A 16,998-nucleotide genomic window follows, 5' to 3' on the forward strand; every position below is an offset into this window, starting at 1 on the left:
GTAACGGGTTGTCGCAAAAAGATAAACCGCAGGGTATGGTGCCGGTATACCTTTGCTTCATCAATAAACACTAAACGTAAATGTATATGCTATCTCTAAAAAATGTTCTTCTCATCAACGCGGTAAGCTCAGGTGCTACCGGTATTGGACTTGTAGTATTGGCAGAAACCGTTGCCAACCTCTTTGGTACAACCGCTGTAGGAACGGTTATGGGTGTTGGTATATTTCTGGTGGTGTTCGCTGCCGGTGTATTGAATGAAGCTGTACAACGCACAGCACGGCTTACGCATGTATATATTATTATTGCGCTGGATATACTCTGGGTTATAGGTAGTATAGCCATTGTACTGCCGCAGTTATTTAATTTGTCTGCGATAGGCTATATCGCAATTACCGCAGTAGCCTTGTGGGTGGCAGCCATGGCTTACCTGCAGATTAAGGGGGTGAAACAGACCGCAGCAGTCTGAGTTAAACCGAACTCCTTATAGCCTCACTGTGCAGCACCACGGTGAGGCTTTTTATTTCATATTAAAAATATTTTCACTTTGATGATCAGCATGATGAAGCGGCCATCAAAAACGAATCTGCACCTGGCTGAACCTTTCCCGCTTGCAGTTGTGTTTATAGAAAATACATAAACACACCCCTTCTGAGACAGAAGGCATCTATTGTCATGAAATTAAAACTCAGCGTACTCGATCAGACTCCCATTCGCAGAGGAAGCAACGCACGGGAAGCCCTACAGGAAAGTATACAACTCGCTAAACATACCGACCGGTTGGGCTATACGCGCTACTGGTTATCGGAACATCATAACATTGCAACATTGGCAGGTGCAGCTCCTGAAGTACTCATTGCACGACTGGCCGGTGAAACAAAAAATCTGCGCTTCGGTTCCGGAGGTATCATGCTGCCCAATCATAGTACATTAAAAGTAGCCGAGAATTTTCGTTTACTGGAAGGACTATATCCCGGTCGCATTGATCTGGGTATAGGGCGTGCTCCCGGTGGCGATCGTGTTACAGCTTCGCTGCTTAACCCGTCCAATACGTTTAGTCCGCAAGATTATATTCAGCAGATCATTGACCTGAAAGCGTTTTTGAAAGATGACCGTCAGGCCGGCACGATTCACGAAAAAGTAAAAGCTATACCGAGCATTGATACGCAACCGGATCTGTGGATGCTGACAAGCAGTGGTGAGAGTGCCTATATAGCAGCACACTTCGGCATGGCGTTGTCGTTCGCACAGTTCATTAATCCGGTGGGTGGTCCTGAAGCTATACGTGCCTACCGTCAACAGTTCAAACCTTCCGAGCAATTGCAAACGCCACAGACCAGTGTTGGTGTATTTGTATTTTGTGGTGAGACCGAAGAGAAGGCAGCGCAGATGCAGGCCGTTATGGATTATCGCTTGCTCAGCATCGAGAAAGGAAAAATAGATGAAGCACCTTCATACGAGGCGATCAAGGGATATGCATACTCACGCGAAGAGCTTGCTCGTGTGCAATATAACCGCCTTCGCACCATTACGGGTACTCCTGACGTTGTGAAGGAGAAGATCAAACAACTGGCACGTACTTTTGATGTGGATGAAGTGGTAGTTGCTACTTTTGCAGATACATTTGAAGATCGCGTGCGTTCGTATGAATTGCTGGCGGAGATGTTTTTTTTACCGGAGGATGTCTTCGTGAAATAGTGTTAACCGTTATCGGTTAATCGTTAATCGTGAGGAGTGTGGTTGGGGCGTGCTATATATAGTAGCAGGGTTCTCATAATGCAACGTGTGGCAAATCTAATGGCACAAAGGAAACGGAGAAGACACGAAGTTTCACAGAGGGTCTATATAAAAAAATAATCGTTACCCGCAGGTTATACCTACGGATAACGATTAACAATTAACGGTTAAGAAAACGGATAACGGCTATATCTTCAACAGCCGTACTACGATCGGCTCGCCATCGATAATTAGCTTGATGGTATAGAATCCTCTTCTCCCCGATTGGACACGGTTTGTAAGGGCTGCGCTCAGTTCTTCGAGTGTTCCGGTGCCAGTATAGATTAACTCTCCGTTACTGTTGCGCGCTTCAGCCTGAATTACTTCATGGGCTTCAAGCTCTTTGCATACCAGTCGTACAAAGCCGGAGGTCGGGTTTGGTGATGCGATTACAACGGGTTGTCTCTTCTTTACATCAATGATTGTAAATACTGCTATACGCGGATTAGAAAGCACTAGTCCGTCCGTTGTTTTATCCAGGTAGAAAGACACAAACTCCAGCGGGAATTCCTTTTTGCCATCGGCTATCGGATCTATAGCAATCGAAGCTTCGCGGCTACCTGCCGGAACTGTCAATTGTATCGCGCGACCGGCTACAGCAGGTTCCGTGCTATAGTCTTCGCCATATACTACACCCGGGCCTTGTGTTACCTGGATCGTTACAACCTGGTCGGAAGCAACGGCTGTATTCAATTTCAGTTTCAGGTTATATATACCGCTGCCCTCTTTGGCGCTGGGCAGTATCTCGGCAAAAGCAATAGTTGGCACATCGTTGTCTTCAATGGAAAGTGAAAAGTTTGCCTGCGTTCCTCCGGCTACACCATCTTCTGCCAAAATCGTGAAGGTAGTTGTCTCCAGCAGTTCATCGGCTTCATCGTTCAGCATTATGATTCGGAATGACGTCAGCAATGTATCTGCCGGAAGCGTCACTGTAATTTTATTATCAACGGCTGCCGGCTCGGTTACAAAATCCTGTCCATAGGTTGCATCGCCCTGTAAGGCTATAACAATCTGTTTGGCCGATGTCGATTGTTTATCTGCCTGAACATATACGTGATGAGATGCACTGTCTTCCGGTAACGTTATACCGCTTGCTGTAAAATTAACACGCGTTGGCTGCAACTGGTAACGTACAATTACCGGCAAGTGATCGGATGTAGTGGCAGCATAATTCGTGATAAAACGGAACGGTGTTATGATCTGCTCAGAACCTCCGATAACCTCTTGGAGAAGGTCGTTCGTGATGATCTGGTGGTCGATCACATCCTGGAAACTGATCGTTGATCTTGCTCCTGCATCACTGAGGTTTTTCGTAATGCCGGTATAATTCAACGAGTCTTGTATAAACGCTATATATGGACTTTCCATACCGGTAACAATCGACTGATCGAGATCATCGTTCAAATCACCGAGTATAATTACCTGCTCATTGGCAAAGTGTAAATCGAGCGAATCCTTCAGCACAGCACCATCATACTCTCTGCGACTTCTGTCGGCTGCCGTAGAACCAGATTTAGCATGTATACCAACAAAGGATATGCGCTCGGTTACGCCTCCGATGGTAGCATCAACCGTTAACAAATACGGAAGGCGTCCGCTGGAATAAAAACTTGAAGGACTTCCTCCGGGATAGTTTGGTAATATATTCGGGTTAGTCGTGCGTGCTTCATCGTACAACGCTTCAAACATCGGACGTGCCGCGCGTACATTTACAGTTGTTGTGTCGTAGATAAAACATACTTTCTGCGGAGGGAATTCATCGCTGGGTCCATCAAAAGAATACGAATAACGATCAGAGCAGGTAGCCCTATATTTACCCAATTGCGAGATCAGCACGGTAAATAACGAATCGTCTGATACTTCCTCAACAGCGATGACATCAGCCTGCAATGAATCCAGTACACGTTTTACATTTACGAGTTGCTGTGCTTCATCTTCCGGACCGTACTCTTCATTACGATAGTCTTCTTTTTTCGCACCGAAGAACTCCAGGTTCCAGGTAACAACATCGAGTGTTTTACTTTTCGGAATACTATCTGAAACAGGCGATGGTACATGAGCTCCCGGTATATCTGCACTGAAACGTGGCAGCAGCTGAGCATTGGTACGGAAACGACCTACAACACCGGTGATGGACACAACACCTTGCGGCTTGGTAAGTCCGGGTATATCGGTGTCTCCGTCAATACGCAGATCGGCCTGTATACCATCTGCCGTCATGCGATCGGTGCTTTGCGGATAAAACACAAATGCCTTATTAACCAGTTCTACACTGTCAACCGTAACCAGTTGTCCTTCGTACGCGGCCAGTTGACCGATAGCGATAGGTGCCGGATCTATATAGCGCTTTGAAGAATCAGGCTGTATAAAATCTATACCACTGCCACTGATCTGTACCTGGTCGTTAAACACACCTATAGGTCCGGTAACAATTACCGAGTCGCCAATGGAAACATGGGTAGCAAAAGCATAATCAAAAACCGGTATACCCCCCGTGGCATCCTGTACATAGGCAGGGTTGCCCAGTTCGTTCGCTACAGTAATTCGTCCACCAACCGTAACTTTTTGTCCTACCGATTTGGTGCGTGCTTCCGCGATGGATATAACACTGCTCACAAAATCAAAACCATTGCCTTCCACATGCACCACTTTTGACGTAGTGCCGCTGATATGCAACAATGAATCTCTGGAAAGTCCCGGTGCTACCGGTGCAAACTGTACATATACAAAACCTCCGGTAGCCGGTACTATAGCAGATCCGGCAAAATGTATACTATCCGCAGATATAGTATAGGCGTTATTAAAAGTAAAGATCGCGATGGAATCCTGCAGGTTGGCACCGATCACCTGGTAACGAAGTTGCTTTGTCTCATGTACGGTAACATCGCCAAAGTTCAGCGATGCAGGTACTACCTGGATAGCCGGTTCATTCGAAGGTACACCGAAGGGTGTCAGTATAAAATCATCAATTGCCAAACCATCATCCGAGCTTGCTACATTAAAGTCGAGCCAGCGCAGGTAAAACGTTTCACCATCATCAATCGACAATCCATTTATAGTAAAGGTAATGACGGTGTTGTTAAGCGTGTCGTTACCATTGAGTGCGCCTGCTGTACCCGTTGTAACCGGACTGATGAAATCAAGTGAATCTATATCGGTCCATGTACCCGATGTTATGGAAGTAGCATCGGTACTGTATTGAAAATCGAGTCGGTCGGCTGCACGCCCTGTTGCGCCAAGACGCCATTGCTCACCGCGGTACTGTATGTGTAATGCTGTAATGGTACTGCCGGTATGGTTGATGAACCCGGCACCAACGGTTGAGTTAAGCGATCCGGAAAGTAAACCTCCGAGTGCGCGGTCATTAGCTGTCAGTCCGAAGCTATAGGTGTTACCGGCATTTGATGAACCTGTACCAGCTGCATACGTAGTGTTGGCATTGGTACCTGACTCACTGAAGGTCCAGCCGGCCGGCAATGTCGCTATATCATTGGTAGTGCCTGCACTGGCAAGTGAATCAAACTGCTGTTGATACGGTGAATTGATAAGATTAAGATGCACTTGTGCCGAAGCCCACTGTGCTCCAGTCAAAAATGCGATAAGTAAAAACCATAACGGGTAATGACTTTTCATGTATATAGGGTTTAGTTCGGAAAAATTACAGTCCGGTTGCTAAACTACTTTTAAAATGTGAAAAGAATGTTGCGTGCAGGTTATAAAATATAGTGTAGAGGTTCGAGTTTAAACACTTATTATTATCTATTGTTCTTTATCGGTTATATCGTTATCAGGAAATAAAATACGGAAACACAAAGGCCACGAGGAGACACAACGCACAGGGAAATATATACTTTGTGAAACTTCGTATCTTTTTTGTGGCCTTTGTGCAAGGAATTTTGAAATCGTTAATGGACGTTTTATGTAGGGAAGCTACTCACCTGATTGCTTTTTCCATTCAAGAATCGCTTCTCTCAAATCTTTATTAAAAGCAGCATTCTGAAAATAGTATTGAAGCATTTTATAGGCTACCTGCCGTGACGCTTCGTTGTCGCTTGGATAGTGTATCCCCATAATCTCTCTTGATCGTCTGATCTCTTCAGCCAGGGCGATGAACTGTGGTTGCTTTTCGGGCACAATCTCACTCCACGTATACGCCTGAATAAACGCCCAAAGTGTATGGCCGCTGGCAAACGATGGCGAGTTAATTTTTGTCAGCGGCTTTAACATCGGCTCGAGATGATACGGACGCGGCCTCAGCAATTTATACTTGATGGTAAATTCCATGATGCGCATATCCTGCATAACACCCTGAAGCAACTTTGAGATCTTCGGAAAGTTTTTCGAATTAACATTATCTCCCAGCAATTCTCTTCCCTCAAAGAACAGGTCCTGCAGATTATGTGCATAAGAAGTATGTGATGGTACCATATTTACCGAAGGCCAGTAACCAATATCTCCCAGAAATTCAACTCGCTTTATCTGCTCAGGTGTTCGCTTGTTCTGAAGTTCCAAAAGATAGTCTAACTCCTTTCGAACCTGGTCAGAACTGTTTGCCGGAAACCTCACGCTCTCGCTTAATTCTTTTACCTGCGCATCGGACAAGTAATACGGCTTCACTATCAGATATACTATAGAAGTTCCATATTCTGCCGGTGGATATTTTATAGTATCCATCCATGCGCGCTGTTGGTTCGGCATATTACTTATGGATTGCAACGCCTTGTAGTGATCGCTAACAGGGGCAAGATTGAATTTGCTCTGGCCATTGGAATTACTGAAGCGGAGTAATACAAGAAACAGAAAGGCATAATACTTTTTCATGTGAAATAAATTTTTCCCTGAGACGTGATGCAGACTAAAAAGACGCGTTATTTTTCTTGATGCGGGTTGCGTCTTTTTTCAGGAGCATGCGTCTTCTATCCGAACAAAATGTTCAATTACTAAATATTCACATAAAAGTTATTTACTATGGAAGATCTGATTATTTCCATCGAAGGCGGTGGATGTTGCGGTGGCAGTGGTTGCTGCTAAAACAAGAAAAGGCGGGAACAGTCCCGCCTTTCATTTATACTATTATACTATATATGAGATATGCTTTAATTATGTCAACTTTTTATTTGCAACAACTCGGATCACGGTCTACGCAAACCACTATATTTCCATACGCATCGGTTTTGATGATCAACGATTCATGCAACTTTTCTTTTAACATTTGCCGGGCACGCTGCACGCGCGACTTAACACCCGAGTATGAAACACCGAGACGTTTAGCCATTTCTATTTGCGACAGTTCTTCAAGCTCTGCCATTTGAAGCGCTTCTCTGTACTTCAGTGGAAGCGTTAACAGCAGTTTCCGGAGCGTGTTTTCAACGCATTCATTAAAATTCAAAACTTCATCATGACTGTTAACCACAGAAGCATCTATATATTTTGATTGTTTTCGGTAGTGATCGATGATCATGTTCCGGGTAATCTGGTATATCCACCCGGTGGCTTTTTCCGGTTCTTGTAGTTGTCCAATCTTATCCTGCACCCGTATAAAAACATCGTGAACAATGTCTTCCGTAAGCGCTTTGTCTTTCACCCGTTTAAAAACAAAACCTTTCAGTTCATTTTCAAAAAAGCTTCCTTGTGCTACTGTCGATTCCATAATCATTTGATATACTTTTACCTGACTAAGACGCAATACTTTCAAAAAAGACGCAAGCTTTCCGGCCGCTTGTTATTTCAAGGAAAGTGATTCTTTCTGTTTGGTAATATAGGTACTGAGCTGCTCTACCGTTGTCTTTGCAGAACGACCAACACCGATCAATGTTGCGGAAGCAAAGCCTGTCCAATTTCCATACCCCACAAGCCAAAGGCCGGGAATGTGCATTGCCCTTGTACCATCCGTATCAATTTTTCCTTCTTCGTTAATCACTCCCAGCGCGTCCAGGTGATTGAGTGATGCTTTGAATCCGGTGCAAAAAATAACAACATCTATTTTTTCTTCGTGACCATCTGACCACACCAGCGAGTCTTCTGTAAAATGTTGAAAGGGTCTGATACTGCTGTTATATACTTTATTACTGCGTGCTTCCTTTACAGCGTCAACCATAACAATATCGCCAAGCGATGGCAGTCTGTAACGCTTGCCTGCCTTTTGCGCTTCGTACATTTGTGTAGCCGCATCAAACAGGAAACGTCCATCGATGTGGTCCGGCAGAAAACGCGGCTCCTTTTGTGTGATCCACAGTGTGCCGGTCACTTTCGAAATTTCGGCCAGTATCTGCGCACCCGAATTTCCTTCTCCGACAATGGCTACGCGCTTGCCGGTAAATATATCCGGTGTTTGATACTCGCCTGAATGCAACACCTGTCCTTTAAATACATTTATACCCTCGAAGGAAGGTATATAGGGATTCGAAAATGAACCGGTTGAACTTACTACTGTTTTTGAAAAATATAATCCATCAGACGTTTCCAATTGGAACTCCCCTTCGCGTTTATATACCCGCGTCACCTGAACCGGTCTGCGTATGGAAAGATTATATTTAGTCTCGTACGACTTCAGGTATTCAATGGCCACATCTCTTGTCGGATAATAATCCGTTCCTCCGGTCATGATCATGCCGGGAAGAGAACTCCATTGCGCAGGAGAAAATAAACGAAGCGATTTCCAGGTGTGTAACCACGCACCTCCAGGCTCTTCCTGGTTGTCAAGAATAATATAGGACAGGCCGGATCGTCTCAGATAGTATCCAAGCGCAAGACCACTCTGTCCGCCTCCAATAACAATTACATCGAACCTGTTCTCCATACGTTAAACAGCTTTAACCGGATATAGTTTCTTCTTAAACCAAAAGGCAAGATTTACCAGCAAGATCAACGCAGGTACTTCAATAAGCGGACCTATAACACCCGCAAAAGCCTGCCCCGAATTAATTCCAAATACTCCTACTGCCACCGCTATAGCCAACTCAAAATTATTGCCGGTTGCCGTAAATGATACTGAAGCATTCTCTTCGTAGTTAGCACCCAGTTGTCTGGAAAGTATGAAGCTCAAAATAAAGATGACAATAAAATATATAACGAGTGGAATTGCTATACGCACTACATCCAGTGGAATTTCCATGATCAGCTTACCCTTGAAACTGAACATGATCACGATGGTAAAAAGTAAAGCAATCAGCGTAAGCGGACTGATCTTTGGAATAACATGATCTCTATACCAGGTCTCTCCTTTTGTCTTTACAAAAAAGAAACGCGAGAGAAAACCCGCAGCGAAAGGCACACCTAAATATAACAGAACACTTTTTGCAACGTCAGCCATGCTCACGTTTATCTCATAGCCTGCTATACCAAAGTACGCTGGAAGTTTTGTGATAAACAGCCAGGCGAACAAACTATAAAAAAGCACTTGAAAAACACTGTTCAACGCAACAAGCCCTGCAGCATATTCTTTATCTCCTTTCGCCAGATCATTCCATACCAATACCATGGCAATGCACCGTGCAAGTCCTATCAGGATCAGCCCCGTCATATACTCTGGTTTGTCGCGCAGAAAAATAACAGCCAGTACAAACATTACTACCGGACCGATGATCCAATTGAGGATAAGCGACAAGCTGATAACTTTTACATTCTTAAATACTTTTCCCAAGTGCTCGTACCTGACTTTTGCCAAAGGCGGATACATCATCACGATAAGCCCGGTTGCCAGTAGTATATTTGTAGTGCCCGCCTGGAAGTTTGACATGAACGCTTCCATCGGAAAAATATTTCCCATAGTAACGCCCAGGATCATTGCGAGAAAAATCCAGAGTGTAAGGTATCGATCCAGGAAACTGAGTTGCTTCGTATTATTCATATCTGCACTGCTATACTTTTACCTGCGAAAAGGCAAACAATATTTCTCTGCCAATTTGATGAACGCGCTCCGTATACTTGGCTGCTTCCAGTGGTGTATCATCAAAATTTTTGGGGTCATCGTAACGAAGCGGAATTCTTGTTACGGCACCATGTACTATAGGACAGTTTTCATCGGCGTGTGAACACGTCATCACGGCAGCAAAATCTTTATTGTGATTGAACGGATCATCGTACTTCTTCGAGAATGCTTTTATACCCGGTATAGCCGGTGAGTATTTTACTTCATATACAGGGTTATCGCCTTCCGTTGATAGGGCGATATCAAAACCTGCTTCCCGCATAGCCTTAACTGCTCTCGGATTAAATGCGGTTGCTTCTGTTCCACCGGAAAAGCAGAATACATCCGGAATACCAAAATAATATGCAGCGGTCTGAGCCCATATCTGTGAAAGATGACTTCTGCGGGAGTTATGCGTACAAATGAAATTCAGATATACCGGGTGCTTTTTATCAATGCCCTTCTGAATGAATTGCGTTAGCTCGTTCAGTACCGGTTTACGTTCGGCAGGAATCTCATTAAATTCTTTCGCCAGTTGTGTAACCGTAAGCTGTAAAGAAGGAAACAGGGTAATGTTGTGTGTTGACATAGTATAATCCTATCGTTAGGTGGCAGTGTAGTATTGTAATATTACGGTACGATTGGGCAAATTTTTTAACAGCAGTTCTTCTTCGAAACAAATTGAGAGAACATATTGATAAATATATCTTTGGCTTCCTCCCAAACTTTTTCGTCAATGCAGTAATTGACTTTTGGACCTTCAATCTCTCCTTTAATGATGCCGATGCTCTTGAGTTCTTTCAAATGCTGATTGATGGTTGATTGAGACAAGGGCAATACATCAACAAGGTCGTTGCAGATACAAGTCTGATTACTTAGTAAATGCTCAATAATAGCGACCCGCGCAGGGTGATCAAATGCTTTCGCCAGATGAGCAATTCTGTTTTGTCGTTTCTTAAACAGTTCTGATTTCGTAATTCCCATAGTACCGTAATAACGCAATATTACGGTATATTGTTATACAAACCAAAACCCAAATTCTTCACCTCGGGAAACTTGTACAATACGATTACCGGATAACGGCAAAGCAAAGAAAAAAGCGCCTCTTTCAAAGCGCTTTGATCCGATAGCGGTGTTACCCGCAACTCTGGTTTGGCTCCTGTTTCTTGCTACATCACCTGTAATCCTCATGCAGATTAGTGACGGAGGCGGAGGCTCATACACCCGTACTAAAAGTACAGGCTTCCGATTCGTAAACATCACAAGTTCCTATCCCCCCGGTAGGTACTGCAACGGAAACTACCTCCACCTCCTCCGCCAAGCCACATGATTCATAACAGGCCTGTTCAGGAGTCATGACATCGGTTAGACTATACTCACCAACTCAAACAATAAACTATAAACAACAACCTATAAACAAAAAAACAAACTCTAGTTAGCACCGTTCGCATCGCGCACAGTTTTATTCGGTAGCCACAGAAAAAATTTGGACCCGGCTTTATATACCGAATGTACCGATACACTTCCGCCCATCTGCTCCAGCACTTCGCGCACCACGTGAAGTCCTATACCCAAACCTTTCGACTTTTCTGTTCCGCGGTAAAAGAGATCAAATACTTTTGATTCTGTTACGCGTTCCATTCCTATACCGTTATCAATCACGTTCACCGAACAGCTTGTAAAATTTACGTTCCCGAGTACTTCAATAAACTTCTTTTTTTTTTCATCATCGCTGAACTGGATCGCATTATCAATGACATGCGCCAGGGCTACGCGAAACCGGCTTTCATTCATATATAGCTTTACGTGCTGCTCAACCTTTATGGTCACGGCTATATTTTGCTCTCTGATTTTTTCGCTGTAGTCTGCCAACACTTTTCCAATCAGCTCGGCAAGATCAACCTGCTGATCCGGAGCATTCTTCTGCGAGCTTTCCAGAGATTGTTCCAGATCATCTACCATACGTTTCACCATTGAGCGTTATCATTACTTTATCTTGTTGTACTGCCGCCATGTATATCCATGTTGACGATACAAAGATCCACTCCGGGCGAGCGCTAAACCTTTAGCAAAAAGAGGATTTTAAAAAATCAGGGACAGGATTAGATGCGTAAGTCTATACCCGTGATTTATAGTCTTTATCGGAAATATTCTGGGTAAATCCAGGGGAATGGATTAGATTTTCCTAAGGTATTCCCTTAGAAAAAGTAAGCCTGCAAAAATTAGAGTTGATTGAAAAGGTTGGCAGATAACCGGTATAGCTACGCACGAAAACCGTTGCTATACCCTAAAATCCTGAATACCGGGAAACTGGCTATATATTCACGATCTTGTTTTCGATCGCGTAACGTACCAGTTGTGCCGTGTTGGTAAGGTTCAGCTTTCCCTGGATGTTCAGCTTGTGTGTCTCAACCGTTTTTATATTAATGAAGAGTTGATCGGCAATTTCCTTTAAACTCTTGCCATGCGCGATCAGCGTTAATACCTCCAGCTCGCGTTTGGTGAGATCGGTTTTTACTTCGCGTGCACCCGGTGTCTTCTCTACTTTTTCCTGTGTATAGAAATCCTGGAATACAATCGTCATTACCTCGGGACTAAAATAGCGTTCACCTTTTATTACTGTGCGTATGGCGGTAAGCAACGCATCTTTACTTATATCTTTCAATACATAGCCTGCTATACCGGCTTTGATTCCGGCCGCTATAAATTCTTTATTCGCTTCCGCTGAAATTAAAATGATACGGATGTCAGGATTTATATCCGTGATCCAGCGCGTGGCTTCAATGCCCGACATACCCCGCATCTTGATATCCATTAAAAAAACATCAGGTAGTACGGTGTTGGTCAGGTTAACCGCCTCCTCTCCTCCCTGCACCATACCGATTACGGTTATATCCGGTACGTTCTCCAGCATGGAAGCAATCCCCTCACGCATCAGTCCATGATCATCTGCAATTGCTACTTTAATCATCTCTAACAGTTTAGTTCAATAAGCTGTATGTTTGCAACGGTATATATACTTCAAAAATCAAATTCCGGCAAGTACTTCGTGTATTGTGTCCAATATTGTTTCGATCGTGCCGGGTTTCCGAATAAATTTTACCGCTCCCATCGCCAGCACTTTATCTTTACTCTCCTGTTCGGGTTTTGCAGAGAATACAATAACGGGTATATTTTGCCACAATGTATTCGCCTTCAGTGTTTCGATCAGCATATAGCCATCCATAACTGGCATCAATAAATCCGTTATCACCAAATCCGGCACAGCCTCGCGTACCTTGTCCACGGCATCCTGACCATTTACGGCAGCCATCGTTTCATACCCTTCCATGGCCAGTACCTGGACTATACTTTTCAGAAGATCAGCGGTATCATCAACTACCAGTATTCTCTTGCCTTCCATCGATGGGTATGGATATTGTAAAGGTTGTTCCTTCATTTAATTTACTCTCAACCTGTATTACTCCGTCCAGTAAATCTACCGTTTTTCTAACAATCGACAATCCAAGTCCCGTACCTTGTATGGCACCGGCATTGGAAGCACGATGAAACGAATGAAATAATTTTTCGCGGTCTTCATCCGGTATACCCAGCCCTTCGTCCTTTACTTTCAGTTGCAGGGTATTGGTAGCGCAACTGATCGTTACCCATACTATATTCTTGCCGGGTGAGAACTTGATTGCGTTGGTAAGCAAATTTACCAGGATGATGCGCATCATGCGCGGATCGCTTGCAATAGTTTTCTGATCGCAGCCCAACGCCATGTGAATGTGATGCGTGCGTCCGGTGCTCTCGTATACTTCGCTGGCTATCTTTTCGAAGAAGGCCGGCATTTCGATCGGTGCTACATTTACCTGCACCTTACCTGACTCTGCTTTACCTACGGTCAGTACATCTTCCAGCAGGTAATTCATGTGTTCTACCTGCCGCACAATGTCATCAAGTTTCTTGTCTACATCTTCGGGAGTAATTTTCGCTTTATAGCGCCTGATGAAACCGGTAGCGAGTGATATTGTAGAGAGCGGTGTCCTGAATTCATGCGAAGCCATGGAAACAAATTTTGTCTTCAGATCTGCCAGTTCTTTCTCTTTCTGCAGGGCATCGTTCAATTCACGCGTACGGTCCTGCACCATTTTCTCCAGTCCTTTCCGATAGTCGATGAGCTCGGTAATATTCTGCGCCACGATAATTATACCTCTGATCTGGTCCTGCGCATCATAGCGTGGCGAAGCGCTCAGCAACAGTATAATCGATTCGTTGTTCTTGGTTATCACCGGTAACTCGAAATTGGTAAGGGAGTGGCCGTGTAAAACGCGCGTCAGTAAATGATCTACCGTTTCGCGGTAAGGTTTCTCAACAAATTCATCAATCCACTTTTTACCGTATGCATCTGCTTTGCTGTACTGCATTACTTCTGCTGTTACATCATTCCACTCATTTATATACCCGTTCTGATCCAAACCGAAAATAGGAACATTGGATGTTTCAATGAGAACAGACAACTCCTTGGCTATACTGGTAATTTTATTTTCGTATGCTTTCTGCGATCCTATATCCCGGTAGGTGGAAACGATACCTTTTACACTCGGTATATGCGAGAGGTTGATGGACGTACCCTGCATCCAGATCCAGCCTCCATCCTTATGACGTGCGCGGCATGTAATGGACACCAGCTTGCCCGGGTTCTCCATAACAACGGTCCACTCGCGCGCATACTGTTCAAAATCATCGGGATGAACGAAGTCATGTCCTTTGATCTCGCGGATCTCTTCCCATGTATATCCCAGCTTACGTGTAAAGCTCGGACTGGCATAGAATATATTTCCTTCCAGGTCTACGAGTGCAAATACATCATCGCTATATTCTACTACCGCCCTGAATTTCTCCTCACTTTCACGCAGAGCAATTTCGGCAGTCTTCACAGCCGTAGTATCGCGAAGATTTATACAGTAGCCTATCAACTGCCCGGCTTCATCGTTCACCAGTGTAATGGTAACAGCTACCCAGTACAAAGTCCCCCCGCTGGCAGTGGATTGCACTTCATATTGCACTAGTTCGCCCTGCCGCGCACGTTCGAGCATCCCCATAAAAGGCTCTCTCCGCTCTTCCTGGATATAGTCCGCTATATTGGCGCCTACTTCCGGTTCACGCTGAAAATAGTACATCATACGCTCTTCGTATGCACGGTTATACGCAATGATGTGATAGTCTTTTGCGAGCAATATATAGGCATCCGGTGTACTGTTAAAAATAGCCCGCAGGTTGGCTTCCGATTGCTGCACAATTTTCTCGCGTGCCTTCTTCTCCGTAATGTCCATCGACATAATGATAACATGCGTTACCTTGCCGAACTGTCGCACGGGTTCATACCGCAGCAAGTGAACAACTTCACGCTCGGGTGTTGAAATATAGGCTTCGGTAACAACGGCTTCACCATTCAGCGCCTGTATATATAGCTGCAATGCCAGGTCTCTCCGCTCTTTCACCACCACATCAGTAAGCCGCATGCCGCGCTTGGGTTTAATACCTGCGGCACCGCCAATAAATGTCTCGAACGTTTTATTAAAAAGTACAACGGTATTATTGGCATCGAGCAACAATATACCTTCTTGTGTATTGGAGAAAATGATATCGAGGTTGCGCCTGTATTCGCTTAGCAACTCGTCTTTCTGCCGGATAATTTCTTCGGCCTGATCGCGGATCGTTGCCTTTGCATGTTCAAGCTTGTCATTCAGCTCGACCAGGTTTTCATTGGAGGTAATGAGTTCTTCATTGGTAGTAGTCAGTTCTTCCAGTGCAGCGCGCAACTCTTCGTTGGCAGCGGCTGTTTCATGATTGGAAGCCTGCAACTCGCGGTTTACATATTGCAGCCGGTTGGCGTTCATCTTTTGCTGCAGATCTTTTCGGTTCAGTGAATTGGTATTGAACAGAATCAGCAAGGCAAAAACAATAATGAAACTGAGGACAATACTGGTTACTCCCAACTCGGTGGAAAGCATATTATACCAGTGCGCCCATAACCGTATATAGCCTATAAGCAACGGCAGTATAATTACCAACGGTATGAGTACACGCGCAATAACACTACCGGCATAGGGACTGGTAAATTGCTTCATCAGTCCTTTATCGGCATGGGCCAGCAACAAGGCTACCGATAGAAACAGAAAACTCACCGAGGTTAATGCGGCCATGGGATAATAATACCGCGACAAGTAAAACTCGGGCACGCGGTACATATAGCCCAGCAGAAAGAACAATGCGTTCAGCATCACGATGAGCGCGCAGCACTGGGCCAATGCCACGGTTCTGTTCTTCTTTGAAAAAACAGTAAGCAGTATAATTATGATGAGTAGAAAATTAACAGCCGTAACCAGCGGCATACCTTCGCGGTTCTCGTTCTTTTCGGCCAGCACTCGATCGGTATATAAAAATGTATCCAGTACAAAGTCAAGACCGAATACGACCTGTATGATTTTGTACGTTGAGACAAAGACCATAATGGCGATCAGAATATAGGCCAATCGTTGCTGCACTACCGTCCTTTCTTTCCGAACAAAGAGTGCTAACACACAAATAGCCAATATCAACATCAATGCCGTTAAAGGGCTCATTGGCATGGTGCCGGGTAACGGTCGCCTGAGAAGCTCTATATTGAATTGCCAGCCCGCCAGTCCCAGCAACGCTATAAGCAGAACAGCCACTGAAAAAAAACGGGACCAACGCGCAACGTAGTTACCTTCCATAGTTAACAGTCATCATGAACCATAGAAAGATATAAAAATAGTGCGATACAACGATTATCCGCCAGTGTGCGCCATCTGTGGCAAAAACGTAACGCTGTGTGTACTAACGCGCTTCTTTGCTGAGAACTTTGCCAGCGGGATCAAGAACCACGTGCAGGTCTTCATCATCAGACGACAGATCTACTGCATAACGTTTATTGCCGGGCTCCTGTATATAGATGTAGTTGCTGCCGTCATATCCTTTATCAAGATAACTTTCGCGCACCACGCGCATCACTGCAGGCGGAAACTGATCGGGCGATAAAGCATCTGTTGTTCGCAACCATTTACCATCCAGGCTTACTTCGATGTTGCGAAGTACCGGTACATGAATGATGGAAGCGATGTACTTCTTCCGGTTCTTGTCAAGTACCCACAGCGTAATGGGATGCTTGTCGCTTTGCTGTGTTACAACGGTACGGATATTCGCAGGTACCTCGGCTTCCTTCACCTGTTGTGCCCATGCTGTCGTGCCTATACACCACAGCAGAAAAATTGAAAGTATATACTTCATCGTTATGATGATTACAGTG

Annotated in this window: 14 protein-coding genes; 2 read left to right on the forward strand and 12 right to left on the reverse strand. The window is 44.6% G+C overall.

Features of this window, described 5'->3' with window-relative positions; all coding sequences use genetic code 11:
- Window positions 1-86: 86 nt before the first annotated feature.
- Both ACFQ21_RS03170 and ACFQ21_RS03175 read left to right on the forward strand, forming a co-directional pair.
- On the forward strand, window positions 87-467 hold the full coding sequence (locus ACFQ21_RS03170; RefSeq protein ID WP_377574728.1) for a hypothetical protein: 381 nt from the start codon (window positions 87-89) through the stop codon (window positions 465-467).
- Between the two features lie 206 nt (window positions 468-673).
- The gene (locus tag ACFQ21_RS03175) at window positions 674-1,696 is read left to right on the forward strand and encodes an LLM class flavin-dependent oxidoreductase (protein ID WP_377574731.1); all 1,023 of its coding nucleotides are present in this window, start codon (window positions 674-676) and stop codon (window positions 1,694-1,696) included.
- Window positions 1,697-1,921: 225 nt separating this feature from the next.
- On the opposite strand, the gene ACFQ21_RS03180 is transcribed toward ACFQ21_RS03175, so the two are convergent.
- From ACFQ21_RS03180 to ACFQ21_RS03235, 12 genes are all read right to left on the reverse strand, one after another.
- Window positions 1,922-5,407 (reverse strand): DUF5689 domain-containing protein, encoded by a 3,486-nt coding sequence (locus ACFQ21_RS03180; protein ID WP_377574734.1) that lies wholly within the window; start codon window positions 5,405-5,407, stop codon window positions 1,922-1,924.
- A gap of 297 nt (window positions 5,408-5,704) precedes the next feature.
- A complete protein-coding gene (locus ACFQ21_RS03185; protein ID WP_377574737.1) occupies window positions 5,705-6,595 on the reverse strand; it encodes a phosphatase PAP2 family protein in 891 nt (296 codons plus the stop codon).
- Window positions 6,596-6,887: 292 nt separating this feature from the next.
- A complete protein-coding gene (locus ACFQ21_RS03190) occupies window positions 6,888-7,424 on the reverse strand; it encodes a sigma-70 family RNA polymerase sigma factor (RefSeq protein ID WP_377574740.1) in 537 nt (178 codons plus the stop codon).
- A 72-nt stretch (window positions 7,425-7,496) separates the two neighbouring features.
- Window positions 7,497-8,573 carry an ArsO family NAD(P)H-dependent flavin-containing monooxygenase gene (locus ACFQ21_RS03195; protein WP_377574743.1) on the reverse strand — a complete coding sequence of 359 codons (1,077 nt, stop codon included), beginning with the start codon at window positions 8,571-8,573 and terminating at the stop codon, window positions 7,497-7,499.
- 3 nt (window positions 8,574-8,576) lie between these two features.
- Window positions 8,577-9,623, reverse strand: coding sequence for an ACR3 family arsenite efflux transporter (gene arsB / locus ACFQ21_RS03200; RefSeq protein WP_377574745.1), 1,047 nt, complete (start codon window positions 9,621-9,623; stop codon window positions 8,577-8,579).
- A 10-nt stretch (window positions 9,624-9,633) separates the two neighbouring features.
- A complete protein-coding gene (locus ACFQ21_RS03205) occupies window positions 9,634-10,272 on the reverse strand; it encodes a protein-tyrosine-phosphatase (RefSeq protein WP_377574748.1) in 639 nt (212 codons plus the stop codon).
- A gap of 65 nt (window positions 10,273-10,337) precedes the next feature.
- Window positions 10,338-10,667 (reverse strand): ArsR/SmtB family transcription factor, encoded by a 330-nt coding sequence (locus ACFQ21_RS03210; RefSeq protein ID WP_377574751.1) that lies wholly within the window; start codon window positions 10,665-10,667, stop codon window positions 10,338-10,340.
- A 447-nt stretch (window positions 10,668-11,114) separates the two neighbouring features.
- Window positions 11,115-11,657 carry a sensor histidine kinase gene (locus ACFQ21_RS03215; protein ID WP_377574754.1) on the reverse strand — a complete coding sequence of 181 codons (543 nt, stop codon included), beginning with the start codon at window positions 11,655-11,657 and terminating at the stop codon, window positions 11,115-11,117.
- A 340-nt stretch (window positions 11,658-11,997) separates the two neighbouring features.
- A complete protein-coding gene (locus ACFQ21_RS03220) occupies window positions 11,998-12,654 on the reverse strand; it encodes a response regulator (RefSeq protein WP_377574757.1) in 657 nt (218 codons plus the stop codon).
- A gap of 57 nt (window positions 12,655-12,711) precedes the next feature.
- On the reverse strand, window positions 12,712-13,086 hold the full coding sequence (locus ACFQ21_RS03225) for a response regulator (RefSeq protein ID WP_377574760.1): 375 nt from the start codon (window positions 13,084-13,086) through the stop codon (window positions 12,712-12,714).
- On the reverse strand, window positions 13,058-16,426 hold the full coding sequence (locus ACFQ21_RS03230) for a PAS domain S-box protein (RefSeq protein ID WP_377574763.1): 3,369 nt from the start codon (window positions 16,424-16,426) through the stop codon (window positions 13,058-13,060). Before ACFQ21_RS03230 ends, ACFQ21_RS03225 begins: the two co-directional genes overlap by 29 nt.
- A gap of 103 nt (window positions 16,427-16,529) precedes the next feature.
- Window positions 16,530-16,979, reverse strand: a complete 450-nt coding sequence (locus ACFQ21_RS03235; RefSeq protein ID WP_377574766.1) for a PepSY-like domain-containing protein — start codon at window positions 16,977-16,979, stop codon at window positions 16,530-16,532.
- Window positions 16,980-16,998: the final 19 nt, after the last annotated feature.

Source organism: Ohtaekwangia kribbensis (assembly GCF_042676245.1).
Lineage (GTDB): Bacteria > Bacteroidota > Bacteroidia > Cytophagales > Cyclobacteriaceae > Ohtaekwangia > Ohtaekwangia kribbensis.